Genomic DNA, 26,145 nt, shown 5'->3' on the forward strand with positions numbered 1-26,145 from the left:
CCCGGCGACAAGCGCTGTCGCACTCAGCCCGCGCGCCGATACTGCCCCGGCGAATGGCCAAAGCGGCTGCGGAATGTCTTGATGAACACCATGGGCGAGGCAAAGCCCGAGGCCATGGCAATCTCGGTCACGCTCAGGTCCGTCTCGCGCAACAGGCTGCGGCCATGATCCAGCCGCAGATCGCGGAAAAAGCGATAGGGCGTCTTGCGCAGATATTTCACGAAAAGCCGCTCCATCTGGCGGCGCGAACAGCCCGCCGCATCGGCCAACTCGTCCATGCTGATCGGCGTTTCGATATTGGTCTGCATCACCTTGATCGCCCGCACCAACAGCGGATTGCGGCTATCCAGCGCATTGCTGATCGAGGCGCGCTGCGGGCTGCGCTCGGCCCGGCGTTGGCTATAGAGGCACATATCGGCCACCACATCGGCAAAGGGCCGGCCATAATCGGCCTCGATCATCTCAAGCATCATATCGGTGGCACCCACCCCGCCACCGCAGGTGAAAATCCCGCCATCCACCTCAAAGGTATTGCCCGTCACCTCGACCTCGGGGAATTTCTCGCGAAACGCAGGCTGGTTTTCCCAATGCAGCGTTGCACGCCGCCCCTCGAGCAGCCCCGCCTGCGCCAGCGAAATGGCCCCGGTGCAAATGCCCCCCACGCGCCCACCAAAGCGCGCATGCTGACGCAGCAGCGCCAGCAGGTCCTTGCTGCCCGTACCGGTGCGCACGGTGCCGCCACAAACCACAAGATCGGTTTCACGCGCAAACGCCCCCAACGACTGATCGACATTCACCGACATGGCGCAAGAGCTGACCACCGGCCCCCCATCCTGAGAGGTGACGGTCCAGCGATAGAGCGGGCGTTGCGCCAGTTGATTGGCAATGCGCAGCGGATCAAGCGCCGCACTGAACGCCAGCAGCGTGAAATCCGGCAGCAGGTGAAAGGCAAAATGCCGGGCAGGTTTGGTGGTCTCTATGGCAAAGAATGCCGCCCCCTGCGGCACAATCGCCTTGCGTGTGATATGGGCGTCATTCTCCGGGTAGGACATGACAGGCTTCGGGCTCCCAATGCAGGGTCAGGGGGCTTCCTGAATGCAGATCAATGGATGCCAGTTCACCATGACTTTTCTGCACCTTCAACTCCTCTCCTGCATCCGTCTCAAGAAAGACAATCGCCGAGGCACCGACAAACTCTTCGCCGACCACCCGCGCGCGAATACCCGGCACGCCCGCATCTGCCGCGCTGATCTGCATCTTTTCGGCGCTGACGACAAAAGACAGCGTATCGCCCACGGATTTCGCAGGGGTTTGGGGCGCTTTGACCGCAAAGCGACCATGCGCCGTTTCGACCTGCCACAGATCGCCCGTTTTCTCGACCAGCTTGCCGGTAAAGATATTCGCCGAGCCCAGGAATTCCGCCACGAACCGATTGCGCGGCGCATGATAGATTTCCTGCGGCGTGCCGATCTGTTCGATCTTGCCCCGGCTCATGATCACCACGCGGTCGGCCATGGAAAACGCCTCGGACATGGAATGGGTGACATAGACAAAGGTGATGCCCAGATCTTTTTGCAGATTGGACAGAACCGCCTGCATCCGCACCTTGAGATGCGCATCGAGTGCCGAAAGCGGCTCGTCCAGCAGCAGGATTTTCGGCTCTGTCACCAGCGCGCGCGCCAAGGCAACCCGCTGCCGCTGCCCGCCCGACAATTGCGAGATATTGCGATCCGCGAATTCGAGGATCTGCATCTTGTCCAGCCATTTACGCGCCCTTTGCGCACGCTCCGCCTTGCTCACACCGCGCATCTTGAGGCTGAATTCGACGTTTTCCTGAACGGTCAGAAACGGAAACAGCGCAAGGCTCTGCCAGACCATCGGCGTGTCGCGGTCCCATGTTGCCTTGCCGTTTACCCGCGCTCCGTCGAGATAGATATTGCCCTCGCTCGGGTCCTCGAGCCCCGCCAGCATCCGCAGCGTCGTGGTCTTGCCACAGCCTGACGAGCCCATGATCGCCAGAAACTCGCCGCGCCCGATCTCGAAATCCGCGCGTTCCACGGCGGTGAACTCGCCAAACCTCTTGACCACACCTTCCAGCCTGACAATGGCGTCGGATTTCACAGGGGTTTGCATGTTCATGGCTTGTCCTTTGTCGAATTGCGCAACAGCATCTGCGCCAGAATGATAAGTGTGATCGAACTGAGAAAGGCGAGCGAGCCGATGGCATTGATCCGCGGGCTGACCTGCCCCTGAAGAAAGCCCAGAATTTTCACCGGCAGCGTTTCATTGAGGCCCGAGACGAACCACGCCACCGCGAATTCATCAAACGACACCGCCATGGTGATGAACAGCGCGGCAAAGATCGCGGGCTTGGTAAAAGGAATGATGACATGGCGCAGCGTCGCCCATTCATTGCCCCCAAGGTTCCACGATGCCGCCTCTAGATCCGGGTCCATCTGCGACAGACGCAGGCGGATGATCGCCATGGCAAAGGGGCTGCACATCACCCCATGCGCGATGATGATCGAAATCGCACTGCCCGACAGATTGACGCGCGACAGGAACGCCAGCATCGCCAGCCCCATGATCACCACCGGAATGGTCGGTGGCAAAAGCGCGAGCGCGAGATAGACGTTCTTACCAAAGAAGTTGTAGCGAAAATCTGTATAGGCCCCGCCAAATCCCAGCAGCGTGGCAATCACCGCCACGATCAACCCCACGACCACCGTGTTCAGGAACCCGGCCCAGACAAACGGATCTTCCCAGATCAGCCGATACCACTCGGTCGAGAAATGCCCCAAGGGCAGCGACGGGAACCGGTCGGAATTGAGCGAAAAGACGAAGCTGCCAAGGATCGGCGCAAAGATAAAGAGGACACAAACCGCGATATGCAGCTTCAAGGCGCCATTGATCAGGCGATTGTCATTGCCGGTCATTTGCCGCGCTCCTTATAGGCATAGGTGATGGCGGCAAAGGCCACGGTCAGCAGCGTGCCGATCATCATCAACGCGACCACGGCGGCGCGCGGCCATTGCTGCCCGGATTTGGTGATATCGGTGATCAGGATCGACAGCGTCGGCGGATTGCCCCCGCCCAGATAAAGCGGGCTCACGAAATCGCCAAACGACAGGATAAAGGCAAAGAGTGCCGCAATCACAAGGCCAACCCGCGCCGATGGCACGATCACCGAGAACACCGTGCGTAGCCTCCCGCAGCGCAGATTATGCGCCGCCTCGACAAAATCGCGATTGACGAAATTGAGGCTGAAAACCTGCAACAGGATCACCAGCGGCAGACAGAGCGTCACCATGCCCACCAGCGTCCCGAACGTGGTGTTGAGCATGCCAAAGGGCCCAACCCCCAGCATCCCCAGCGCGGCATTGATGATGCCCCCATCCGACAGGAACACCTGTAGCGCATAGATACGCACCAGATAGCTGGTGAAAAACGGGATGATCAGCACAAAAATCACCCATTGCTTGACCCGCTCCGACAGCTTGAATGAAATCGCATAGGCCGCCGGAAAGGCGATGGCGCTGGTCAGAACCGCGCTTGCCGTGGCCAGAAGAGCGGTGCGCGCATAGGCATCCCAAAAGGTGCCGCGCGTCAGGATACGTTCCCAATTGCCGAAATTCAGATCCGGCATCATCTGGAAATTGCGCACCGTCCAAAAGCTGATGGCGATCAGGAAAAGCAGCGGCACCGCAAAGAACGCCAACTGCCAGATCAAAAGGGGCAGCGACAGGGTGAGAGAGAATAGGCTGGGTCGGGTCATGGAATGCGGCTTTCTCAGAGGCAAGAACAGAGGGGCCGGGGTCTGGGGAGAAGAGACCCCGGCCAAGCCCCCGTCAGGCGCCCTTGTAGTCGGACCAGAAGTCGTTCCAGTCCTCAAGGCTTTGTTGCACAGGCAATTGGCGATACTGGATACGCCCTTCGCGGATCATGTCCATCGCGTTATGCTGGCCCAGCACCATATTCTGCCGCTTGGCCTCGGCGGGGTTGGTGGCATTCAGCACCTCCCAGCCTTTCTTGTTGGGGATGAGCGCGGGATAGGCGGCCATATCGGCGGATTTTGCTTGCCCCTCGGCCGAGGTGATCCACTGAATCCACTTGCGCGCCATGTCGTAATTCTGCGTGCCCTTGCCAATCGAAAACGACTCGGTCCACTGCAACCCGCCCTCTTCGGGAATGGTGGTGCGGACCTTGGCACCGTTCTTTTCCAACACGCCGGTAATCCAGTCACCAATCCCGGCAAAGGCCACCATCTGCCCATCATTGAGCGACGAGAAAGTGCCGCCATAGTCAAAGAACCCGCCGACCTGCCCGCGCAGCGCCATTGTGGCCTCTTGCACCTTGTCCCAGCCTGCGTCGTCGATATCATAGGCAGACCCATTGCCCGCCGAGAGGCTCAGTTGCCCGAGGTTGGGCAAATGCCAGTCGAAATGCCCCAGCTTGCCGGTCACGCGGGCGTCCGAGAACACCGCATAGCTGGCCGCGTCCTTTTCGCTCAGCACATCGGTGTTATGCGCCACCCCCAGAAAGCCAAAGCGCGTGATCACGGAATAGAGCGTGTTATCCACCCAATGACCGGGGAAGTTCTGGAACTCGGGGTAAAAATCGTCAAAGGCGTAATCGGCGGCATCGAGCGCCTCGATATAGCCCGCCGCGTTCAACTGCTGCACATATTCGGCATCCGACAGGATCACGTCATAGGTGCCCGCCGGGGATTGCGCGATCAGGCCCAGCATATTGTCGCCGCCGGTATAGTATTTCGGCGTGAACTTGACGTTGTTCTCTTCTTCGAACGCGCCAACGATGTCGGGCTCTGCATGGCCATACCAGGCCAGCATCGACAGGTTGACGGTCTGCGCCGACGCCCGGATCGACAGGAACGGCGTGGCCAGCGCCGCGCCTGCGGTCATCTTCAAAAGGTGGCGGCGGGTGGGGGTTCTCAGGGTCATTGTGGTCTCCTTGTTGGCATGCATTTGTTTTTAATTTTCAATCAAGTCACTCAGCCGCCACGCGGTCGCGCGTTGCAAACTCGGTGCGCAGCGCCGCGACGATGCCGCGCGTGCAGACATCAATCAGGATGTCGCCCTTTTCCGCCGTGGCATTCTTGGGCGAGGACAGCGTGCCGCTTGCGGGCGTCCACTCGGGATGCGGCGGATAGACATCGTAGGGCGGAAAACTCGCCGGCGCGTGATCCACCGCGCGCTCCAGCGATACAAGGTCTGGATAGAGCCGCAGCATGAGCGAGGTTTCCAGCACCCCGCCATGCTCGATATCCCACCCCAGAAACCCCTCGGGGTATAGCTTGGCAATCGCCGCCTGATCGACAAAATCCCAGTAGGACAGCACCACGACCTTGGTGTCATGGATGCCCGACCAGCCCAATTCGCGCAGCGCAAGGTCGATCCCCTCGGCAATGAACCACGAATTCTCGAAATGACCATTCACGATGCAGATCTGACGGTTGCCGTGGCGCGCAAACTCGCGGATCACATCCTTGAGCGCATTCACAAGGCTCGCGCCATCAAGGCTGGTGGTGCCCGGAAAGAAATTGCCACCGCCGGATTTCTGCTGCGATTTATACCCATATGTAAACGGCGGCGCGACCAGCCCGCCCACCTCAACCGCCGCGCGGCGCGCAAATTCGGTGGGCAACAGCACATCGACATGCATCGGCATGTGATGGCCATGCTGCTCCATCGACCCAAGCGGGATGAGAATCGGCACCCCGCCACGCGCGACCCGGCGCTGATACTCGGGCCAGGCTAATTCTGCTGCAAAAACCGTATCTTGGGCCATGTCATCCCCTTTTCTCTCGGATTGAGGGACCCTAGAACAGCTTGCCTCATGCGCAAAATTCATAGTAACAATGCATGAATAAGGATTCTTAATCATGCGCCATTTCGTCAATCTGCAAACCGACCTGATCCGCACGTTTGTGACGGTGGTGGACCTTGGCAACTACACCGAAACCGGTCAGGTTCTGGGCCGCACGCAGCCCGCGATTTCCCTGCAAATCAAACGGTTGGAAGATTTGGTGGGCGCCAAACTCTTGCATCACAAGGGCAAGGTTCTAGAGCTGACACCGCAGGGGCACGCCCTTATCGGCTATGCCCGCGAGATGTTGCGCCTGAATGATCGTGCGGTTGCCAACCTGCACGAGGCTCAATTCATGGGCACGCTGCGGGTGGGTTTGCCCACCGATTACGCGATTGGATATTTTCAGCGCATCATCGCCGATTTCGCCCGCGCCAATCCCGAGGTGACATTCGACATCCGCTGCGACTGGAGCCGCAATATCCTCAGCCAGCTGCATGTCGATGAATTGGACCTTGCCATTGCCATCACCGATACGATGCCTGCGCCCTATGTCTCGCTCTACTGGTCCGAGCGCCCATTCTGGGTCTGTGGGCGCGACTATCAATTCTCGCTCGACAAGCCGGTGCAAATCATTGCCCACCCCAAGGGCTGCTTCTATCGCAAACGGATGATCGACGCGCTGAACACCGAGGGGCGCGAATGGCGCATCTGCTTTGAGAGCCCCGGCATTACAGCCGTGCAAAACGCGGTGCTGGATGGGATGGGCGTGACGGCGCTGACCAAGAAAACGCTCCTGCCCGGCATGCGCGTGCTGTCACCCAAAGAGGGGTTTCCACCGCTCGCCAATCTGCATGTCGGCCTCTTTTACAAACATATCAAAGCCTCTGACGCGGCGCTGAAACTGATCGAACAGATCACCGAAGGGGTCAGCGCATTCCGCAAACCAACGCATGCGCGCAGCTAGCCTACATTTCATTTTCTTATTCTCAGATCAAACCTATTAATTTCTTGCAGAGCCTCTTTGCTGGTAGCGGATAAACATCCAAGCCAGTGAGGAGAGACCCAAATGCTTGACGACATGTTGCACGTCACGGAATGGCACAACGGCGAAAAGGAGTTTTCGCCCTTTTCCGACAATGAAATGGCCCGCCGCCAGAACGAATTGCGCGTCTGGATGGCCGATAACAACGTCGATGCGGCGCTCTTCACGTCCTATCACTGCATTAACTATTACTCAGGCTGGCTCTACTGCTATTTCGGTCGCAAATATGGCATGGTCATTGACCAAAAGAACGCCACGACCATTTCCGCAGGCATCGACGGCGGCCAGCCCTGGCGGCGAACATTCGGCAGCAATGTCACCTATACCGACTGGCGGCGCGACAATTTCTACCGCGCGGTGCAGGGCCTGACCAAGGGTGCCCGCCGCGTCGGCATCGAGTTTGACCATGTTTCGCTCGATTATCGCCAGCTTTTGCAGGATGCCCTGCCCGGCGTCGAATTGGTGGACGTGAGCCAACCCTCGATGTGGATGCGCACCATCAAATCCGCCGAGGAAATCAAGCTCATCACCGAAGGCGCGCGCATCTGTGACGTGGGGGGCTATGCCGTGGCGGGCGCTGTCAAGGCAGGCGTGCCCGAACACGAAGTGGCGATTGCGGGCACAAATGCGATGATCCGCGAGATTGCCAAATCCTTCCCCTTTGTCGAACTGATGGACACCTGGACATGGTTCCAGTCGGGCATCAACACCGATGGCGCGCATAACCCCGTGACCAACCGCGTGGTGCAATCGGGCGATATCCTCAGCCTCAACACCTTCCCGATGATCTTTGGCTATTACACCGCGCTCGAACGCACGCTTTTTTGCGATCATGTCGATGACGCCAGCCTCGACATCTGGGAGAAAAACGTCGCCGTGCATCGTCGCGGGCTGGAGTTGATGAAACCCGGCGCGCGCTGCATGGATATCGCGATTGAGCTGAACGAGATGTATCGCGAATGGGACCTGCTGAAATACCGCTCTTTCGGATATGGCCACAGCTTTGGCGTGCTCAGCCACTATTATGGCCGTGAGGCGGGCGTGGAACTGCGCGAGGATATCGACACCGTGCTGAAACCCGGCATGGTCGTGTCGATGGAACCCATGGTGATGATCCCCGAAGGCCAGCCCGGCGCCGGTGGCTACCGCGAGCATGACATTCTGGTCATCGGAGAAGACGGGGCCGAGAATATCACCGGCTTCCCCTTCGGACCTGAACATAACATCGTCGGCAAAGGCTAAACGCCCTTGCGCGGCACGCTTGAAATCGTGATTGCGGCGGCCAGTGTCCTTATGACGCTGGCCGCCGTGGCGCTTGCAGACCGGCCCGCCATGGCGCTCCTGTCCGGGTCGCGCGCCATGATCGTTCCCGGTTATGCCAGCGGGTCAGGCGCGATATTGCCACCGCAGATCAGAACCGCCACCCGCTCCCCCGCCGCAGGCCGATAAGCGCCCGACAAAAGCGCCGCCAGCGCCGTGGCCCCCGCCGGTTCCACCAACTGCCGCAACTCCCGCCACGAAAGCGCCTGCGCCTCAAGAATTGCCGCGTCACTCACCAGCACACTGGCCACGCCCTGCGCCTCGGCCAGACCATAGCACAGGCCTCCAATCCGCCGCGCCCCCAGCGCATTGGCCGCCACCCCCGACACCTCGACATCAACGGGCGCGCCCGCCGCCAGCGCGGCATGCAGCGCGCAAGAGGTCTCTGGCTCGACCGCCACCACCCGGCGACGCCCCTCAAGCCAGCCCAAAGCCCCGGCAATCAGCCCGCCACCGCCCACGGCAATCAGCACCGTGTCCGCGTCCAGTCCCTGATCCTCCCATTCCGCCATCACCGTGCCTTGTCCGGCCACGGTCGCCTCGGCGTCATAGGGATGCACCTGCATTGCCCCTGTCGCCGCCTGCCATTCAGCGGCGCGCGCCGCCGCTTCGGCATAGGCCCCCGGCACCACCTGCAAATCGGCCCCTTGGGCGCGGATGAGCGCAATCTTGGCCGGTCCAGCGATCTCGGGCACGTAGATCCGCGCGCGGTGGCCCAACCGCGCCGCCGCATAGGCCACCGCCGCCCCGTGATTGCCGCCAGAGGCCGCAACAATCCCCGCCTCCGGCACGGTCGCCTGCAAGAGCGTGTTGAACGCGCCGCGCGCCTTGAAACTGCCGGTATGCTGCATCTGCTCCAGCTTGAGCGCCACAGAATATCCACCAATCTCCGCCTGCATCACCGGCGTGCGCCGCACATGCGCAACAATGCGCTGGCCCGCCTCTCCAATACGTCCCTGCCACGCCATCGCTTGCACCTCTTTGCCTTTTCTTGATGGGTCAAACCCTATACTCCTGAAGTCAAAGACCCAAGCAAGGATCGCCCGCGATGAAAGACGACCGCCTCAGCCAATTCCGCGATGCCGGCTCCGACCGCTCCACCGCTGAACAGGTGCCGGACACGCCCCAGACCCGCGCGCCCGCCTATCGTCTGGCCTTTGCCGATCCCGATTTCATGTGCCGCGACGAATTGCGCCCCGTGCGCCTGCAACTCGAACTCTTGAAGCCCGAGATGATCTTGAACGAGCGCGGCATCCAGAGCACCGTCGTGCTCTTTGGCGGCGCGCGCATTCCCGAACCGTCGCAAAAGGACACGGCGCGCACCAAAACGCTCGCCGATCTCTCGCGCTATTACGACGAGGCGCGCAAATTCGCGCGGCTGATGACCGAAAAATCCATGGCCAGCGATGGGCGCGACTATGTGATTGCCACGGGCGGCGGTCCGGGCGTGATGGAGGCGGGCAATCGTGGTGCTGCGGATGCGGGCGGGGCCTCGATCGGCCTCAATATCGTCTTGCCACATGAGCAGGCTCCGAACGAATATGTCACCCCCGGCCTGTGCTTCAACTTTCACTACTTCGCCATCCGCAAGATGCATTTCCTGATGCGCGCCCGTGCCATCTGCGTCTTTCCCGGCGGCTTTGGCACGCTCGACGAGATGTTCGAGGCGCTGACCCTTATTCAGACCGACCGGATGAAGCGCGTGCCGTTCCTGCTCTTTGGGGCCACCTTCTGGCAATCCATCATCAACTGGGAGGCGCTGTCCGAGGCGGGCACAATCAGCGCCGAGGATCTCGATCTCTTCCAATTCGTTGAAACGGCGGATGAGGCGATGCAGATCATCAACGACTGGCCCCAAGGCTGAGCGGCCCAAAACGCCTTTCCGCTTCTTCTTGGTGCAAATACTCAATTCCACCGCCGCCCAGCAACGCGGCGGTGCCGCTCAGATGATCTCATCCTCGTCAAAGAGCGCCGCCGCCTCGAGATGGGCGCTGATGCCCCCCGCCGCCGCCTCGGCGCGCGGCGTCTCCGCCACATGGCACAGCGCATCACCCTCATACACCACCGGCAGGTTGGTACGCCCGATGATGATGCCGGTCACATCCGCCACCACCTCGGTTTCGACATCGCCAAAGGCATTGGCCACCGCGCCCAGCACCGTGCCCGGCTGCACCGCATCGCCCACCGCCAGATAGCCGCGAAACAGCCCGCCGCGCGGCGCACGATACCAACGCGAGCGCGCCGCCCGGATCGGTACACCGCGCGCACGCGGCACGCCCTTGGCACCGATCATGCCCAGATGCTGCATCACCCGCAGGATGCCACTGACCCCCGCCCGCGCCGCGAATTCGTCAAACCGGAGCCCCTCGCCCCCCTCGTAGAGCAGCACGTCCACCCCCGCCTGTTCCGCAGCCATCCGCAAAGAGCCGTCGCGCAGCTTCGACTCCATCATCACTGGCGCGCCAAAGGCACGGCCCAGCTCTTCCAGTCGCGTGTTGCCCGGCGTCAGCCGGATTTGCGGCAGGTTGGTGCGGTGAATGGCCGCCGAATGCAGGTCAATGCCCACATCCGCACGCCGCACCACCTGATCCATGAAAATATACGCCAGTTGCGACGCCATCGAGCCTTCGCTCACCCCCGGAAACACCCGGTTCAGATCGCGCCGGTCGGGCAGATAGCGCTTGTGATTGAGAAAGCCGAAGGTGTTGACAATCGGCACCGCCATCAGCGTTCCTGCCATCGAGGCCAGCGGTGCCGCCTTGAGCAGGCGGCGCATGATTTCGACTCCGATCACCTCATCGCCGTGGATCGCCGCCGAGACAAACAGCACCGGCCCCGCCCGCCGCCCATGGATCACCTCGACCGAGAGATTGACCGGCGTGTGATTGGACAGCGTGCTTACAGGGATATCCACCCGCGCCCGCGTGCCCGCTGCGACTGTTACACCGCCGATGTCAAAGGGTTTGCGCCGCGCCATGGCATCCTCGCTCTGTCTGACAGCAAGGCTTAGGCAAATAGGTTCGGCCTGTCCATGGGGCTTGGCGGGCGGCACGGCTCTGGCCTTTGCGCCGCGCGCATGGCACAGCGGCCCATGACCCGTGCCAACCCACAGAGGCCCGTTGTGACCACCGCTTTGCATGATGCCCGCCTTCAGGCAGTAGAGACCGCCGTGACCAAGACCGGCGCGCGCACGCTCCTTGATCTGGGCTGCGGCGCGGGCGATCTTTTGCTGCGTCTGGCGCTCTTGCCCGGCCTGACCCGCCTGACCGGCATCGACATTGATCTACCCTCGCTGCGCGCAGCACAGGCGCGTCTGGCGGACCTGCCCCCCGAGACACGCGCCAAGGTGCAACTGGCGCAGGCATCCATGACCGTGGCCCACCCCAATTTGCGCGGCTATGACTGCGCTTGCCTCGTGGAAACCATCGAACATCTGCCGCTTGGTGATCTCAATCGGCTGGAACGCGCGCTCTTTGCCGATATGCGCCCCGGCCATGTGATCGTGACCACGCCCAACGCCGAATTCAACCCGGTGCTGGGCGTGCCCAGCCACCGCTTTCGCCATCCGGGGCATCATTTCGAATGGGATCGCGCGCGGTTCTCAGGCTGGGCCGAAGGCGTGGCGGCACGCCACGGCTACACGGTCACCTGCCACGCCATAGGAGAGGCCCACCCCGCCTTGGGCGGAGCAAGCCAGATGGCGGTGTTTGCGCCACTGGGGTGAGGGCGATATCCGAAGCGACGAACCGCGCGGGGCGCTGGGCCGGGGTCTAGCGAAGCAACGGCCATGGTCGCCACTTTATCTCGCCAAGTCCGTGTGCCCCCACAGCATAGCGCCCCCTCTCAAAATCGCTAGGCCGCGGGACGGCCCAGCGATCCGCGCGGCGGCGCGTGCCGCGCCTTGTTCCGCGCGGGGAGTTTGGGTCTGGTCTCGATTTAAGCCCAACCTACCCCTTCAAGCTGGTCTTGCGCAGATACGGCAACACCTTCTCAAAGCTGCCAAACTTGGCTTCGGCATCGGCATCGCTCAGGCTGGCCGGGATGATCACGTCCTGCCCCACTGTCCAATCCGCCGGCGTCGCCACGCCATTGCGCGACGTGGTCTGGAGCGCATCGAGCGCGCGCAGAACTTCTGCGAAATTGCGCCCCACGGTCATCGGATAGGTCATGCTCAGTTTCAACTGCTTGTCCGGCCCGATGATAAAGACCGAGCGCACTGTGGCGCTGTCGTTGGGCGTGCGCCCGTCGGGCAAATAGGCCTCGGCGGGCAGCATGTCGAAGGCCTTGGACACCACAAGCCCCGCATCGGCGATAATCGGGAATCCCGCCGCACTGCCAGCAACCTTTTCAATATCGCCCTTCCACTTGCGATGGTCCTCAACCCCATCGACCGAGACGCCGATCACCTTGCATCCGCGCTTCTCCCATTCCTCTGCCAAGCGCGCCACAGCGCCAAACTCGGTGGTGCAAACGGGGGTAAAATCCTTGGGGTGAGAAAACAGAATCGCCCAGCTGTCGCCAATCCACTCATGCAGTGAAATCGTACCCAGATCGGTTTCCACCGTCAGATTGGGGATCACATCATTGATTCGAAGGCCCATAGCCTATCCTTTCCTGATTTCCGCCTTGGGGTGCAGAAATTTGATCAAATTGCCCCAAAGCGCCCTATTTCAAACCTTGCAGCCCGGCATTACCCCTGACAGAGTGCCGCCAAATCACTGGAGGTCAATACCATGATCGAGAAACGTCAGTTCTACATCAATGGCGCGTGGGTCAACCCCCTCGCGGCAAAAGATCACAAGGTCATCAATCCCTCGACCGAAGAGCCCTGCGCGGTGATCTCTTTGGGCGGTCAGGCCGATACCGACGCCGCCGTCGCCGCAGCCAAAGCGGCCTTCCCGGCGTGGATGGCTACGCCAGCGGCAGAACGCATTGCTTTTGCAGAGAAAATTCTAGAGGCCTACAAGGCCCGCGCCGAGGATATGGCGCAGGCCATCAGCCTCGAGATGGGCGCGCCCATCGACATGGCCCGCGAACAACAGGTCGGTGCCGGAAGCTGGCATATCGCCAATTTCATCGCGGCCGCGCGCGACTTTGCCTTTGACGAACCGCTTGGCGATCACGCCCCCAATGACCGGATCATCCACGAGGCGGTGGGCGTTGTCGGCATGATCACGCCGTGGAACTGGCCGATGAATCAGGTCACCCTCAAGGTGATCGCGGGTCTGGTCGCGGGTTGCACCATGATCCTGAAACCCTCTGAGGAGTCGCCGCTCAACGCCGTGATCTTTGCCGAAATCGTTGATGCCGCAGGCCTGCCCAAAGGCGTCTTCAACCTCGTCAACGGCGATGGTGTGGGCGTGGGCAGCCAACTGACCGCGCATCCCGATGTGGACATGATCAGCTTTACCGGCTCGTCGCGCGCCGGGCGCATCATCTCCAAATCCGCCGCCGACACGCTCAAGCGCGTAAGCCTTGAGCTGGGCGGCAAAGGCGCCAACCTGATCTTTGCCGATGCCGATGACAAGGCGGTCAAGCGCGGCGTGATCCGCTGCATGAACAACACCGGCCAATCCTGCAACGCGCCCACCCGGATGCTGGTGCAGCGCGAGATTTACGACCAAGCGGTCGAGATTGCCGCTGAAACTGCGAATGCCATCCCCGTGGGCCCCGCCAACGAGGCCGGTCGCCACATCGGCCCCGTGGTCAACGAGGTGCAGTTCAACAAGATCCAAGACCTCATCCAGCAGGGTATCGACGAAGGCGCGCGGCTGGTTGCGGGCGGCACCGGGCGGCCCGACGGTCTCAACCGGGGCTTTTACGTGAAACCCACGGTCTTTGCCGATGTCACCAACGAGATGACCATCGCGCGCGAGGAAATCTTTGGCCCGGTCCTGTCGATCATCCCTTTTGATACTGAAGAGGACGGCATCCGTATCGCCAATGACACGCCCTATGGCCTCACCAACTATGTGCAGACCGGTGATCCGGCACGGGCCAACCGGCTGGCGCGCGCCCTGCGCTCGGGCATGGTGGAAATGAACGGCCAGTCGCGCGGTGCAGGCTCGCCCTTTGGCGGGATGAAACAATCGGGCCATGGGCGCGAAGGCGGCAAATGGGGCATCGAGGATTTCCTCGAGGTCAAATCCGTCTCGGGCTGGACCCCCGGCGCCTGACCCTATGGCGGGGCGCGCCTTTGCCCTGCACGGCGCGCGCGACGCCACGCGACGCAACCGGGCGCGCGATACGCTCAACACCTGCGGGCTAGAGGGCGACCTCTGGCCCGAGGTCGAGGCCTCTGTGCTGTCCTCTACGGTGCTTTCGGCCACGGTCGGGGCGGGGCTCTTTGCCCCGCTCTATCCGTTCACGCTGACCACCCCCGAGATTGCCCGCTTTCTCAGCCATCGGCAAATCTGGGCCGAGATTGTCCGACAGGGTCTCGATTATGGGCTGATCTTCGACGAGGATGCCGCCCTTGACCCCCAAATCTTTGCAAGAGCGCGCGATCTGGCGCGCGACCATATCGACGATCTTGGGTATATCGCCTTCCAGCCCCAAGCTGTGCGCGGGCCTGCGCGCGTGATCGACACCAACGGCGGTTGCGTGCTTTGCCTGCCGGTGGTCAACGCCCCACGCAGCCCCGTGCAGATGGTTGGACAGGATGCCGCCGCCCACCTTCTGCACCTGACCGAAATCTTCGACCGCCCGGTCGAGTTTCTCATTCAAAGCCATTGGCACACGCATCTGCGCACTGGTGCAGTCTATCCGTCCGGTGTATCACGGATCATGCAGGGCTCAGGGCACACCTCGCTTGCGGCGGCTTGGCCACGCTACCTTTATCGCCGTGCCGCCCGGCACGCGGCACGCGATAGCGCGGCACCGCTTACCGGTGGATTACTTTGATCCTTTACTCCGCCGCGCAGCGCCCCGGATTATTGGGATGGGTTGTCCAGTTTGCATACTCGTCCTGCACCACCTCGCCGGTGCGCGGATCGACCATGCCCGCCGCCATCCGTTCCATCGTGATGCATCCCTCAATCGGGCAGACATTGACGCAGAGGTTGCAGGCGACGCACTCGTCATCCTTGACGGTAAAGACCCGATCCTCGGACATCGCAATGGCCTGATGGCTTGTATCCTCGCAGGCGGCATAGCAGCGCCCACATTTGATGCAGTCATCCTGATTGATCCTGGCCTTGGTCACGTAATTGAGGTTCAGATCCTTCCAGTTGACCACATTGGGCACGGCGCGCCCAACCAATTGGTCAACAGAGGTAAAGCCCTTGTCATCCATATATTGCGACAGGCCCGAGATCATTTCCTGCACGATCTTGAACCCATAGGTCATGGCCGCCGTGCAGACCTGCACATTGCCCGCCCCCAGCGCCATGAATTCTGCCGCATCGCGCCAAGTGGTGACGCCGCCAATACCGCTGATCGGCAGACCCGCCGTGGCGGGATCGCGCGCAATCTCGGCCACCATATTCAGCGCGATGGGCTTCACCGCAGGCCCGCAATAGCCGCCATGCGCGCCCCGCCCGTCAATCGTGGGCTCAGGCGCAAAGAGATCAAGATCGACGCTCGTGATCGAATTGATCGTGTTGATCAGGCTCACGGCATCCGCGCCGCCGTCCTTGGCGGCCTGCGCGGGCTTGCGGATATCGGTGATATTGGGGGTAAGCTTCACGATCACCGGCAGGTTCGAGTGTTTCTTGCACCAATGCGCCACCTGCCCCACATATTCGGGCACCTGCCCCACCGCGCTGCCCATGCCGCGCTCGCTCATGCCATGCGGACAGCCGAAGTTCAGCTCGACCCCATCACAGCCGGTATCCTCGACCCGGTGCAATATCTCGCGCCAGGCGTCCTCATTGACCGGCACCATCAGGCTCGCAATCAGAGCGCGGTCGGGCCAGTCGCGCTTGACCCGGCGCATCTCTTCGAGATTCACTTCCAGCGGGCGATCCGTGATCAACTCGATATTGTTGAGCCCCAGAAGCCGCCGATCCGCGCCGTAAATCGCCCCATAGCGTGGCCCGTTGACGTTCACCACGGGCGGCCCCGCCTCGCCCAATGTCTTCCAGACAACACCGCCCCAACCCGCCTCGAACGCGCGGCGGACGTTGTATTCCTTGTCCGTCGGCGGCGCAGAGGCCAGCCAGAACGGGTTGGGCGATGTGATACCGATAAAGTTGGTTGTCAGATCCGCCATGGCTCAGCTTCCTTCCGCTAAAGGTTTGAAGTTGTCGGGATCAATGCCGGCCAATGCCAAGCGCCGACGCGCACAGTCGAGAACTTCGTCATCAAAAGTCTTTGGGTGACGTAGGGCGACCGCCTCAAAAGTAAGTTCCGGGTGACCGCGTTGAACCAGATCCGTGAAGCCAGCTGATGCATCCTTCTTCAAGGTAAGGTCAGCTGCTGTCTTTGCTTCCCCATCACGAGCGATCTTGTGACGCGTTCGTGATAGCATCACGGTCTTACCACGTTCTTCGCGAAGCATTTCTTCGAGAGCGTGAATCGACTGCCAGACGTCATGCTCCACAGTTCCTGGTGTTGCTTCGGGCTGAACAAGGCACAAGCGAGCAAATGCAGCCCGCTCGACAACCGGCGATTTCGTGCGTCGCGCATTTTCAATGAAGTTTCTGAGTTTCTCGGGCGATTCAAGACTGGAGATTCTCGCAAGTGCAGCACGTTCTCCATCGGACAGATCCGCCATGGCTCAGCCCTCCGGCATCAAGGTTGCGTGGATGTCTTCGGCAGCGTCGCGCCCTTGGGCCACTGCCGTCACGGTCAGGTCATCGCCCCCCGCCGCGCAATCGCCCCCCGCCCAGACCCCGGGCAGGGAGGTACGCCCGGGGCCTGAAACGGCGATCTTGCGCCCGTCGAGCGCGGGCAAATCGGCCCCCTCAAGCGTCTGACCAATCGCCTTGAACACTTGATCAGCAGCAAGCCGGAACCGTTCGCCCGTGGGCCTGAGATCGTCGTCGGAATACTCAAACTCAACCTCGCGCACCGCGCCATTGCCATGCACCGCGATGGGCGTGGCATTGGTCACGATCCGCACACCTTTGGAGGCCGCAAGATCCTGTTCATAGCGGCTGGCGTTCATCCGGTCGCGCCCCCGCCGATAAACCAGCGTTACATTGAGCGCGCCCAAAAGTTTGGCCTGCACAGCGGCATCCACCGCCGTCATGCCGCCCCCGATCACCACCACATCGCGGCCCACCGGCAAATCGCTGAGATCCTCGGCCTGCCGCAAAGCGGCAATGAAATCCACCGCATCGCGCATTCCCTCGCGGTCCTCGCCGCTCAGCCCCAGCGCATTGACCCCGCCCAGACCAATCCCAAGGAACACCGCGTCGTGATCTTCCTGCAATTCCGCCAGCGTCATCTCGCGCCCCAGACGCTGCCCGGTGGCCAGCGTGATCCCACCAATCTGCATCAGCCAGTCAACCTCGCGCGCGGCGAAACTGTCGGTGCTTTTGTAAGCGGCGATGCCAAATTCATTAAGACCACCGGGCTTGGCGCGCCCATCGTAGAGTGTGACATCATGGCCTTTCATCGCCAGCCGGTGCGCGCAGGCCAGCCCCGCAGGCCCCGCCCCCACCACCGCCACCCGCCGTCCCGTGGGCGCAGCAGGGGTAAAGGGATGCACGCCTTGGTCCATCACGGTATCCGTCGCATAGCGCTGCAATCGCCCGATCAGCACCGGCTGCCCCTCGGCCGCCTCCCGCACGCAGGCCTCTTCACAGAGGGTCTCTGTGGGGCAAACGCGGGCGCACATGCCGCCCAGGATATTCTGGCTCAGGATCGTTTTGGCCGCTGCCTCGGGCGTGCCGGTGGCGATCTGCCGGATAAAAAGCGGGATGTCGATCGAGGTGGGGCAAGCGGTGATACAGGGCGCGTCATGGCAGAAATAACAGCGATCCGCCGCCACCAGCGCCTCGTGATCATCAAGGGGGGGATGCAGATCGGTGAAGTTGCCCTGCAAGGCGGCGGGATCAAGCCGGCCTGCGACGATACCGGGGGCGAGTTGGCGGTCTCTCATGGCTGTCTCCGGTCATGGATGGCTGAGGTTCAGTATTCCACGATTCGAAATTTTATCAATTGGTAAAATTTATCGCCGCGCGAAAAAGAACCCCCTGAAACACTCAGGGGGCAAAGCCGATGAAAATTGCAGCAAATGGGCAGTAACCCCAGCGCCCCGTCTCACCCCACCTTGCGCTGACGCCACAACGTAAACAGACCCGCGCCAACCACCAGCGCGCCGCCCAAGGCCACGTTCAGCGCAATCGTTTCACCAAAGATGAAAATCCCGATGCCCGTCACAAAGAAAAGTTGCAGATAGGCAAAGGGTTGCACCGCGCTTGCCTCTGCCACTTCGTAGCATTTGATCAGCGTGTAGTGCCCCGCCGCTCCGGTGATGCAGAGCGTGATCATCCACGCCCAGGCATCCGACGTCATCGGCTCCCAGAACCAGATCCCGGCCAGCGTCATGGCAACCGACCCGACTGTCCCGGTCCAGAAAAAACTCGTGGCCGCCGTATCCTTGCGCGCCACATAGCGCGTCAAAAGCCCGTAGAGCGCAAACATCAAAGCGGCGATAAAGGGCACAATCGCCTTGGGGTCGATCACGCCCAGCCCCGGCTCCAGAATGATCAGCACGCCGATGAACCCGACCGCAATCGCCAACCACCGCCGCCAGCCCACCCGTTCGCCCAGAACCGGACCCGAAAGCGCGGCAATCAACAGCGGATAGCAGGCAAAGACCGCATGCACCTCGATCAGCCCCAGAAGGGTAAAGCCATAGACCATCACGCAGATTTCCGCCACCAGCAGCACGGCGCGAAACCCCTGCATCAAGGGTTGCGATGTGGTGGCCGCGGCCCGAAGGCCCCCCGCCTTGCGCGCGGCGATCACCATCACAAAGGCCGCAAAGAACCAGAACCGGATCATCACCACCATCAGCACGTTGTAATTCTCGGCCAAGTGGCGGGAAATGCCGTCCTGCGCGGCAAAGATGACCGTGGTCAGCACCATCAACCAGATGCCCAAGCGGGTGTTTTGAACTGTCACGAGCGGTCTTTCATGGGTGGTCTTTCCGGGCCGTGGTCATATGCCGCTTGCGGCCATATCCCTGATCCCGCGTAACACAAAACCCAGCCGCCTCAAGCCCCCTGCGCACAAAGCCCGCCGCCGTATAGGTGGCCGCCGTGCCCTTTGGCGCTGTATGCCGCGCCACCTCGGCCATCAACTCTGGCTGCCACAGTTCGGGGTTCTTGGCGGGGGAAAACCCATCCAGAAACCAGGCATCCGCCCTGCCCGGCCAAGCCTTTAGCGTCTCGCGCGCATCGCCTGCAATCAGGGTAAACTCCAGGTCCGGCAGGCTGATCCGCTGTGCCTGCCCCTGCCAATGCGGGGCCAGTTCCGCCGCGACCCCCGCCAGTTCCGCAAAGCGGGCTTGCGCGCGGCGCATGTCTTGCGGGGCCATCGGATAGGCCTCGAAACTGGTAAAGTGCAAACGCCCGGTTACGCCCGCCGCCCGCCACGCCACCAAACTGGTCAAAAGGTTCAGCCCGGTGCCAAACCCCAATTCCGCAATGTGAAACCCGTCGCGAAACCGCGCTGGCAGGTCATTGCCCCCCAGAAACACATGCCGTGTTTCCGCCAACCCATTGTCGAGACTGAAATAGGGATCATCGAACCGCACCGATACCGGCACCTCGCCCTTACGCCAGATCAGGTCTGCGGTCTGGTCCTGCATGGTACGATCCTCTAAAGCATGGCGAAAACGCGCGCGACCATCGCGCGACGGCAAAGGATTGGCAATGGTTGACATCACGGTAATGGGCGCGGGCATCTTTGGCCTGTCGGTGGCGTGGTCTTGCGCGCGGCGCGGCGCACGTGTGCGCGTCATCGACCCGCATGGCCCCGGCGCGGGCGCGTCGGGCGGTATTGTCGGTGCCATGGCCCCGCATGTGCCCGAGCTTTGGAATAGCAAAAAGGCGTTTCAACTCGACAGTCTGCTCATGGCCGGGGGGTTCTGGGCCGAGGTGGCCGAGGTCTCGAACCTCTCCCCCGGTTATGCCTGTCTTGGCCGCCTGCAACCCATCGCCGATGCCGCAGCCCTTGCCTTGGCGCAAGAGCGCAGCCAGAACGCCGCAACCCTCTGGCAGGGGCAGGCCGAATGGCGCATCATCCCCGCCAGCGGCCCGTGGTGCCCAGAAACAGACACCGGCCAGATCATCCATGACACGCTCACCGCGCGCCTGCATCCCCGTCAGGCCTGCGCCGCCCTTGTCGCCGCCCTGCACGCGCGCGGTGCCGAGGTTGTGACCGAAGGCCCCATGACGGGTCGCATTCTCTGGGCCACCGGCATCGCGGGTCTCGAAGCGCTCAGCGCCGCGCATACCCGCTCGGTTGGCAACGGGGTTAAGGGGCAAGGCGCGCTTTTGGCCTTTGATGCCCGCAACCAGCCGCAAATTTTCGCCAATCAGGTGCATATCGTGCCGCATGAGGATGGCACCACCGCCGTCGGCTCCACCTCAGAGCGCAATTATGACGATCCCACCAGCACCGATGCCCAGCTTGACGATGTCATCGCCCGCGCCGTGGCAGCGGTGCCTGCCTTGGCGGGTGCGCCCGTGATCGCGCGTTGGGCCGGGGTGCGCCCGCGCTCGCGGTCACGCGCACCAATGCTGGGCGCGCATCCCTTCCGACCGGGCGAATTTCTGGCCAATGGTGGCTTTAAAATCGGCTTTGGCATGGCCCCCAAAGTGGGCGCGGTCATGGCTGATCTCATGCTCGACGGCATCGACACGATTCCCGATGACTTCAAACCAGAGGCGTCCCTATGACCCAGCCGACACTCGCCGCTCTTGACCATCTTGTGCTGACCGTGGCGGATATTGCGGCCACCTGCGCCTTTTACCGGGATGTGCTGGGGATGACGCCTGAGGTGTTTCACCCCGCCGATGGCAGCACACGCTGGGCGCTCAAATTCGGCGCGCAGAAGATCAACCTGCATCAATGGCGCGCGGAATTCGATCCAAAGGCGTCGCGTGTCCAACCCGGCAGCGCCGATCTGTGCTTTCTCAGTGAAATCCCGCTAGAGGACTGGCAGCAGCATTTCGCAGCGCTTGGCGTAACGGTTGAGCTTGGCCCCTTGCCCCGCTCCGGGGCCACTGGCCCGATCCGCTCACTCTATCTGCGCGATCCCGATGGCAATCTGATCGAGGTGTCGAACAGGGCCGAGAGCAGCGGCTGATCGCTCAGGCCGTCTTGACCGCCTTGGGCAGTTCCACGATCCGCACCGCAACCTTGCGCTGACCGCGCTGATACGGCAGCGCAATGGCGGCCTCTTTGCTGTGCTTCACAACCGATTTCAACCAACGTGCTTTCATGGCTCTTACCTCTTGCCTCTGGCCCCAATTTGCGGGGCTCATTGTTTCGTTACCAGCAACTATGCCGCCGGTTTGGGGCCAAGGTTTGACGGAAATCGTGAAAATTCAGACAAGATCAGGGCATGCAAGCCATCCAAGCCAAATCTCAATCCATTGAATTTAAATAAAGTTTTCTAAAGACGTCTTGGGGCATCCCCGATGCCGCCCGAATAGCCCCACAATTTCGGCCCAAATTGCGCCCCAATCAGAGACGGATCACCGAGATCAGCCGGCCATAATCGGCCTCACCGGCATGAGTGGTGCGGCGATAGGAATAGAATCGCTCGGGGTCGGCATAGGTGCAATGCCGCGTCCATTCCGCCTGCCCGATGCCAGACTGCCGCAGCCGGTGCAGCCCAAAGCCCGGCAGATCAAACTGATACCGCCCGCCCTCGCCATTGGCAAAAAACCGGGCATTGTCCGAATCCTCTGCCAAAAACGCCTCGATAAACTCGGGTCCCACCTCATAGGCCGCTTGCGAAATTGACGGGCCAATAACGGCCCTGATGCGGCGGCGGTCCGCGCCCAGACCCTCCATGCCAACAACCGTCGCCTCCAGCACACCATCCAGCGCGCCGCGCCATCCGGCATGCGCCGCGCCGATCACCCCATTGGCCACATCGGCAAACAGCACCGGCTGGCAATCCGCCGTCAGCACCGCCAGCGCCACGCCCGGCACATCCGTCACCATCGCATCGGCGCGCGGGCGCGTCCCCATGGGTCCCGTGACGGTCACCACATCCGCCGAATGCACCTGATGCACCGTGATCAGGTGATCCGGGGCCACCCCCATCGCCTCGGCCACCCGCGCCCGGTTGATCTGCACGATCTCGGATTGATCCGACGAACCCGGGCCACAATTGAGGCCAGCAAACACGCCCGAAGACGCACCGCCCCTTCGGGTAAAAAACCCGTGGCGCAGCGGGGCCAGGCTGTCAGCAGTGAGAATTTCTAGCGTCATGGCTCCAATCCGGGTGGTGGTGCGGCCCCCTCGGGATAGAGGCCCATCACCTTAAGGAGCGTCCCCATTTCCTCTGCCCCGGTCAAGCGCTGATATGCCGCCAGATGCGTTTCCAACGCCGGGCCGCTCAGATTGCGCGCCAAGGCTTCGGCCCGCGCCGCGATCCCCAACCGCTCCAGAAACACCCCCTGCGGCGTCAATCGCGTGTGCAGCGCAGGTGCCGCCGCCAGCGCCAGCGCCTCAAAATCCACATGCGCGGTCAGGTCCGCCGCCCCCGGCTCGGCCAAGGGATCAACCGGCTGATGCGCCTTGAGCGCCTGAAACGTATCGCCCAGTGATCGCCAATCGCCGTAATCCACAATCAGCGCGGCACCGCCCTGCCCCTCAATCCGCGCGCCAATCTCTGCCATGACCGCCGCCGCAGGCCCGCAAGTCTCGACAATATCGCCCTCGCGCGTGTCCACCAACCGCTCGGCCAGCGCAGGCGGTGCCACCGGCCCGCCCAGACCCAGCAGCAACTGGCCCGCGCTCTGTCCCACGACCCGCTCGCGCCAGCCCTCGCCAGACCGCTGAAACTGCCGGATCGGCAGCGCATCGAAAAACTCATTTGCCAGCAGGTAAAGCGGCCCCTCCGGCAGGCTCTCAACCCGCTCATGCCAGATCACATCGCCCGCAATCGCCCGGCGCTGCGCCGCGCGCAAGACTGCCGATCCCTCGACCAGATGCACCTCGGCAGCCTCGCGAAACCCCGGCACGCGCTGCGTCGCGCGCAGCACATCCGCCATCAGCGTCCCGCGCCCCGGCCCCAACTCGGCCAGCAAAAACCGCGCCGGCCGTCCCTGATCCAGCCACACCTGCGCAAGGCACAGCCCCAGCAACTCGCCAAACATCTGGCTGATTTCAGGCGCGGTGATAAAATCGCCCCTCGCCCCAAACGGATCGCGTGTCGCGTAATAGCCAAACTCGGGGTGCATCAGGCACACTGCCATATAATCCGCAAGGCTCATCGGCCCAGCCTCGGCGATCCGCGCCAGAAAATGCGCCCGCAGCCCGCTCATGCCGCCTGCGCGCGCCGCGCCCAGAGCACCATGCCAATTCCAAAGGCAATCATCGGCAACGACAGAATCTGCCCCATGGTCAGGCCAAATTCGCCCAGCTGAAGCGCCCAGCCCAGCGGGTTGCCTTCACCCACAAACTGCGCATCCGGTTGGCGCACAAATTCCACCATGAACCGCGCCATACCATAGCCTGCGAAAAACAGCCCCGTCAGCGTGCCGGGAACCCGCAGCGCGCCGCGCCGCCAGCCCAGCCACAACAGCACGGCCCCAAGGATCAGCCCCTCAAGCAGCGCCTCATAAAGCTGTGAGGGATGGCGCGCGCAAAGCCCGACAACCCCGGCACAATCCTGCGCCGCCGCCGAGGGAAAAACCACACCCCACGGCAGGTCCGTCGCCCGCCCCCACAATTCGCCATTGATGAAATTCGCGATCCGCCCCAGCAGCAATCCCACCGGCGTCACCATGCAGAGCGCATCAGCCACCGATAGCCACGCAATCCCCTGCTTGCGCGAAAACAGCAACACCGCAAGCACCACGCCCATAAGGCCACCGTGAAACGCCATGCCGCCTTGCCAAACCGCCAAAATCTCGCCGGGATTGGCAAGGTAGTAGCCCGGTTGGTAAAACAGCACATAGCCCAGCCGCCCGCCCAGGATGACCCCCAGAATGACCCATGTCAGCAGGTCCTCGACCTGCTCGGGCCGCATCGGCGCCACACCCCCCGGCCACAGCCCCGGACGGCGCACGCTCGCCACCACCAGCCGCCAGCCGATCACGATTCCCGCGATATAGGCCAGCGCATACCAGCGCAGCGCAAACTCCATACCAAAAAGCGAGATCGAAAAGATCTCGGGCGAAATGTCGGGAAAGGGGATCATGGCCTGCATATGCGTCTCTGTGCCTCTGGCTCTGGGCCAAGTCAACCTTGTGATCTGGTCCCGGCAACACATATAAGACAGCAAATGTAACGCCGGAGAAACCGATGCAGACCCGTAACAAAGTGCTCGACGATCTCAGCCAGTTGATGACCAATGCCATGGGCGTGGCCCAAGGCGCGCGGGCAGAGGCCGAAACCGCGATGAAATCGCTGATTGACCGCTGGCTTGCCGACCGCGATTTCGTCACCCGCGAAGAATTCGACGCTGTGCGCGCCATGGCTCAGAAGGCGCGCGAAGAAAACGAAGCGCTCAAGGCGCGGATTGACGCGATGGAGTCAAACAGCGGTCAAAACCGCCCCTGAGCCGCCAAGGCCCGGCGCGCGCCCGCGATCAGCGTTTCGGCCCCTTGGGACGAACGAAAATCGTGCAAAACCCGCGCGCGCCCGGCCTCTGACAGGCGCGCGCAGAGGTCCGGATCAGCGGCCAGCGCCGCAATCGCATCGGCCAGCACCTCCGGCGCTTTGGGTGGCACCAATAGGCCACTCTCGCCCGAATCGATCAATTCGCGCACTCCGCCAGCATCCGTGCCAATCGTCGGCACGCCGCAGGCCATCGCCTCCATATAGGCCACGCCCAGTGGTTCGTGCCAACTGGCCAGCGCAAACACATCCGCCGCCAAAAGGTGCCGCCGCACCTCTGGCCCGCTGATCGCCCCAAGCAGGCGGGCATGCGCACCTAAATTCAACGCCTCCAGATGCGCCTGCAATTCGGCGCGATAGCCCGTGCCGCCCGCGTCATCCTCGCCCGCAATATCCAACTGCACATCGATCCCGCGATCCAGCAACAGCCGCACGGCGCTCAGCAAATCCTGATGCCCTTTGACCCGGTGCAATCGCCCACAGGAAAAAATCCGCAAAGGCGCACCGGGGCGTGGCGGTTCATAGGGCGTGTCACGCTTGAAATCTTCGGTATCCACCCCCATTGGCTGCACCATCACGTCGACAGGCAGGTCAGGGCCGATGACCTCACGCATTTCCGCCATCAGCGTGTGGGTGATGATCGTGGCAAAGCCGGCATGCCGCCACTTGAACCCCTGACCGGGGCCATAATCCGACAGCGCCCCATGCAGCGTCAGGCTATAGCTTGGCCCCCCCATCAGCCGCGCCAGCGCACAGATGAGCGCGGCACGCCCGCAGGAATGGGCATGCACATGGCCAATCCCCCGCGCGCGACACGCCGCACTCAACGCCCGCGCCGCAGGCAGGCAGATCAGCACATCCTTAAGGAATTCGCCCCCCTGCCCTTCGCGCAGGATCGCAGACCACGGCGCGCGCAAGAGACCCGCAAGCGCGTGACCGGGCGTGGGCCGCCCCAGATAGGTGGTGCGCGCAATCGCAGCGTCTGACCAGTCATGCGAGACAAGTCCGGGCGGCGGCGGCCGCGTGCTAAATAGATGCGGCACACACCCCAACCGCTCCAGATCCGCAATCTCGCGCCAAAAGAAAATATGCGTCTGCCCCGGAAACTGAGGCACAAGATAGCCAAGATTGATCGGTTCAGGCATTTTCGGTTCCGCTTGCCGCCGCTTTGTCGGATAAGCTCTAGCATGCCGCGC

At 62.2% G+C, this 26,145-nt stretch carries 29 protein-coding genes; 9 read left to right on the top strand and 20 right to left on the bottom strand.

The features are described 5' to 3' along the window. Window positions 1-23 precede the first annotated feature (23 nt). From RAK1035_RS02370 to RAK1035_RS02395, 6 genes are all read right to left on the bottom strand, one after another. On the bottom strand, window positions 24-1,052 hold the full coding sequence (locus tag RAK1035_RS02370; RefSeq protein ID WP_008279300.1) for a GlxA family transcriptional regulator: 1,029 nt from the start codon (window positions 1,050-1,052) through the stop codon (window positions 24-26). Continuing rightward, on the bottom strand, window positions 1,033-2,139 hold the full coding sequence (locus tag RAK1035_RS02375; protein WP_008279301.1) for an ABC transporter ATP-binding protein: 1,107 nt from the start codon (window positions 2,137-2,139) through the stop codon (window positions 1,033-1,035). Before RAK1035_RS02375 ends, RAK1035_RS02370 begins: the two co-directional genes overlap by 20 nt. Further along, complete coding sequence (locus RAK1035_RS02380) at window positions 2,136-2,936, bottom strand: ABC transporter permease (RefSeq protein WP_008279302.1); 801 nt, start codon at window positions 2,934-2,936, stop codon at window positions 2,136-2,138. The genes RAK1035_RS02375 and RAK1035_RS02380 overlap by 4 nt, the downstream gene beginning before the upstream one ends. After that, window positions 2,933-3,775, bottom strand: a complete 843-nt coding sequence (locus tag RAK1035_RS02385) for an ABC transporter permease (protein ID WP_008279303.1) — start codon at window positions 3,773-3,775, stop codon at window positions 2,933-2,935. The genes RAK1035_RS02380 and RAK1035_RS02385 overlap by 4 nt, the downstream gene beginning before the upstream one ends. A 73-nt stretch (window positions 3,776-3,848) precedes the next feature. Further along, the gene (locus RAK1035_RS02390; protein WP_441346849.1) at window positions 3,849-4,961 is read right to left on the bottom strand and encodes a polyamine ABC transporter substrate-binding protein; all 1,113 of its coding nucleotides are present in this window, start codon (window positions 4,959-4,961) and stop codon (window positions 3,849-3,851) included. Between the two features lie 46 nt (window positions 4,962-5,007). Beyond that, window positions 5,008-5,808, bottom strand: a complete 801-nt coding sequence (locus RAK1035_RS02395) for a creatininase (protein ID WP_008279305.1) — start codon at window positions 5,806-5,808, stop codon at window positions 5,008-5,010. Between the two features lie 94 nt (window positions 5,809-5,902). Here RAK1035_RS02395 and RAK1035_RS02400 point away from each other — a divergent pair, with 94 nt between their 5' ends. Beyond that, window positions 5,903-6,793: a LysR substrate-binding domain-containing protein gene (locus tag RAK1035_RS02400; protein WP_008279306.1), complete on the top strand. Its 891-nt coding sequence runs from the start codon at window positions 5,903-5,905 to the stop codon at window positions 6,791-6,793. Window positions 6,794-6,895: 102 nt separating this feature from the next. Next, on the top strand, window positions 6,896-8,113 hold the full coding sequence (locus RAK1035_RS02405; RefSeq protein WP_008279307.1) for a M24 family metallopeptidase: 1,218 nt from the start codon (window positions 6,896-6,898) through the stop codon (window positions 8,111-8,113). On the opposite strand, the gene RAK1035_RS20625 is transcribed toward RAK1035_RS02405, so the two are convergent. Both RAK1035_RS20625 and RAK1035_RS02410 read right to left on the bottom strand, forming a co-directional pair. After that, complete coding sequence (locus tag RAK1035_RS20625) at window positions 8,110-8,232, bottom strand: hypothetical protein (protein WP_269724440.1); 123 nt, start codon at window positions 8,230-8,232, stop codon at window positions 8,110-8,112. The two genes, RAK1035_RS02405 and RAK1035_RS20625, sit on opposite strands and share 4 nt — an antisense overlap. 12 nt (window positions 8,233-8,244) lie before the next feature. After that, window positions 8,245-9,159, bottom strand: a complete 915-nt coding sequence (locus RAK1035_RS02410) for a serine/threonine dehydratase (protein ID WP_008279309.1) — start codon at window positions 9,157-9,159, stop codon at window positions 8,245-8,247. Between the two features lie 80 nt (window positions 9,160-9,239). On the opposite strand from RAK1035_RS02410, the gene RAK1035_RS02415 reads away from it, so the two are divergent. After that, entirely contained in the window at window positions 9,240-10,055 is an 816-nt protein-coding gene (locus RAK1035_RS02415) for an LOG family protein (protein WP_008279310.1), read from the top strand. A 78-nt stretch (window positions 10,056-10,133) separates the two neighbouring features. On the opposite strand, the gene RAK1035_RS02420 is transcribed toward RAK1035_RS02415, so the two are convergent. Next, the gene (locus tag RAK1035_RS02420) at window positions 10,134-11,168 is read right to left on the bottom strand and encodes a succinylglutamate desuccinylase/aspartoacylase family protein (protein WP_008279311.1); all 1,035 of its coding nucleotides are present in this window, start codon (window positions 11,166-11,168) and stop codon (window positions 10,134-10,136) included. Between the two features lie 144 nt (window positions 11,169-11,312). On the opposite strand from RAK1035_RS02420, the gene RAK1035_RS02425 reads away from it, so the two are divergent. Continuing rightward, window positions 11,313-11,915, top strand: a complete 603-nt coding sequence (locus RAK1035_RS02425) for a methyltransferase (protein ID WP_037296943.1) — start codon at window positions 11,313-11,315, stop codon at window positions 11,913-11,915. Between the two features lie 223 nt (window positions 11,916-12,138). Here RAK1035_RS02425 and RAK1035_RS02430 read toward each other — a convergent pair whose 3' ends face one another. Beyond that, window positions 12,139-12,792: a peroxiredoxin gene (locus tag RAK1035_RS02430; RefSeq protein WP_008279313.1), complete on the bottom strand. Its 654-nt coding sequence runs from the start codon at window positions 12,790-12,792 to the stop codon at window positions 12,139-12,141. A gap of 132 nt (window positions 12,793-12,924) precedes the next feature. Between RAK1035_RS02430 and RAK1035_RS02435 the strand changes: the two genes are divergently transcribed. Next, window positions 12,925-14,367 (top strand): aldehyde dehydrogenase family protein, encoded by a 1,443-nt coding sequence (locus tag RAK1035_RS02435; RefSeq protein WP_008279314.1) that lies wholly within the window; start codon window positions 12,925-12,927, stop codon window positions 14,365-14,367. Between the two features lie 4 nt (window positions 14,368-14,371). Next, window positions 14,372-15,094, top strand: a complete 723-nt coding sequence (locus RAK1035_RS02440) for a glycosyltransferase family 25 protein (protein ID WP_008279315.1) — start codon at window positions 14,372-14,374, stop codon at window positions 15,092-15,094. 4 nt (window positions 15,095-15,098) lie between these two features. On the opposite strand, the gene preA is transcribed toward RAK1035_RS02440, so the two are convergent. The 5 genes from preA to mnmD form a co-directional block, all read right to left on the bottom strand. Next, window positions 15,099-16,403: an NAD-dependent dihydropyrimidine dehydrogenase subunit PreA gene (preA, locus tag RAK1035_RS02445; protein WP_008279316.1), complete on the bottom strand. Its 1,305-nt coding sequence runs from the start codon at window positions 16,401-16,403 to the stop codon at window positions 15,099-15,101. A gap of 3 nt (window positions 16,404-16,406) precedes the next feature. Continuing rightward, complete coding sequence (locus tag RAK1035_RS02450; protein ID WP_037296719.1) at window positions 16,407-16,907, bottom strand: hypothetical protein; 501 nt, start codon at window positions 16,905-16,907, stop codon at window positions 16,407-16,409. A gap of 3 nt (window positions 16,908-16,910) precedes the next feature. Next, window positions 16,911-18,239, bottom strand: a complete 1,329-nt coding sequence (locus RAK1035_RS02455; protein ID WP_008279318.1) for an NAD(P)-dependent oxidoreductase — start codon at window positions 18,237-18,239, stop codon at window positions 16,911-16,913. A 161-nt stretch (window positions 18,240-18,400) separates the two neighbouring features. Further along, window positions 18,401-19,267 carry a DMT family transporter gene (locus tag RAK1035_RS02460; RefSeq protein ID WP_008279319.1) on the bottom strand — a complete coding sequence of 289 codons (867 nt, stop codon included), beginning with the start codon at window positions 19,265-19,267 and terminating at the stop codon, window positions 18,401-18,403. Window positions 19,268-19,277: 10 nt separating this feature from the next. Next, window positions 19,278-19,955, bottom strand: coding sequence for a tRNA (5-methylaminomethyl-2-thiouridine)(34)-methyltransferase MnmD (gene mnmD, locus RAK1035_RS02465; RefSeq protein WP_037296721.1), 678 nt, complete (start codon window positions 19,953-19,955; stop codon window positions 19,278-19,280). 64 nt (window positions 19,956-20,019) lie between these two features. On the opposite strand from mnmD, the gene RAK1035_RS02470 reads away from it, so the two are divergent. Together RAK1035_RS02470 and RAK1035_RS02475 are read left to right on the top strand one after the other, a co-directional pair. After that, the gene (locus RAK1035_RS02470) at window positions 20,020-21,048 is read left to right on the top strand and encodes an NAD(P)/FAD-dependent oxidoreductase (RefSeq protein ID WP_037296722.1); all 1,029 of its coding nucleotides are present in this window, start codon (window positions 20,020-20,022) and stop codon (window positions 21,046-21,048) included. Then, window positions 21,045-21,458 (top strand): VOC family protein, encoded by a 414-nt coding sequence (locus tag RAK1035_RS02475; RefSeq protein WP_008279322.1) that lies wholly within the window; start codon window positions 21,045-21,047, stop codon window positions 21,456-21,458. The genes RAK1035_RS02470 and RAK1035_RS02475 overlap by 4 nt, the downstream gene beginning before the upstream one ends. Window positions 21,459-21,462: 4 nt before the next feature. On the opposite strand, the gene RAK1035_RS20630 is transcribed toward RAK1035_RS02475, so the two are convergent. From RAK1035_RS20630 to lgt, 4 genes are all read right to left on the bottom strand, one after another. Next, window positions 21,463-21,594 carry a hypothetical protein gene (locus RAK1035_RS20630; protein WP_008279323.1) on the bottom strand — a complete coding sequence of 44 codons (132 nt, stop codon included), beginning with the start codon at window positions 21,592-21,594 and terminating at the stop codon, window positions 21,463-21,465. 244 nt (window positions 21,595-21,838) lie between these two features. Beyond that, complete coding sequence (gene pgeF, locus RAK1035_RS02480) at window positions 21,839-22,594, bottom strand: peptidoglycan editing factor PgeF (RefSeq protein WP_008279324.1); 756 nt, start codon at window positions 22,592-22,594, stop codon at window positions 21,839-21,841. Further along, window positions 22,591-23,652, bottom strand: a complete 1,062-nt coding sequence (locus tag RAK1035_RS02485; RefSeq protein ID WP_008279325.1) for a class I SAM-dependent methyltransferase — start codon at window positions 23,650-23,652, stop codon at window positions 22,591-22,593. The genes pgeF and RAK1035_RS02485 overlap by 4 nt, the downstream gene beginning before the upstream one ends. Continuing rightward, entirely contained in the window at window positions 23,649-24,539 is an 891-nt protein-coding gene (gene lgt, locus RAK1035_RS02490) for a prolipoprotein diacylglyceryl transferase (protein ID WP_008279326.1), read from the bottom strand. The genes RAK1035_RS02485 and lgt overlap by 4 nt, the downstream gene beginning before the upstream one ends. Before the next feature lie 95 nt (window positions 24,540-24,634). Here lgt and RAK1035_RS02495 point away from each other — a divergent pair, with 95 nt between their 5' ends. Further along, a complete protein-coding gene (locus tag RAK1035_RS02495; RefSeq protein WP_008279327.1) occupies window positions 24,635-24,892 on the top strand; it encodes an accessory factor UbiK family protein in 258 nt (85 codons plus the stop codon). On the opposite strand, the gene epsE is transcribed toward RAK1035_RS02495, so the two are convergent. After that, window positions 24,877-26,094: an exopolysaccharide biosynthesis GT4 family glycosyltransferase EpsE gene (gene epsE, locus RAK1035_RS02500; RefSeq protein ID WP_008279328.1), complete on the bottom strand. Its 1,218-nt coding sequence runs from the start codon at window positions 26,092-26,094 to the stop codon at window positions 24,877-24,879. The two genes, RAK1035_RS02495 and epsE, sit on opposite strands and share 16 nt — an antisense overlap. Window positions 26,095-26,145: the final 51 nt, after the last annotated feature.

The sequence above is a fragment of the Roseovarius sp. AK1035 genome (assembly GCF_003288315.1).
Taxonomy (GTDB): Bacteria; Pseudomonadota; Alphaproteobacteria; order Rhodobacterales; family Rhodobacteraceae; genus Roseovarius; species Roseovarius mucosus_A.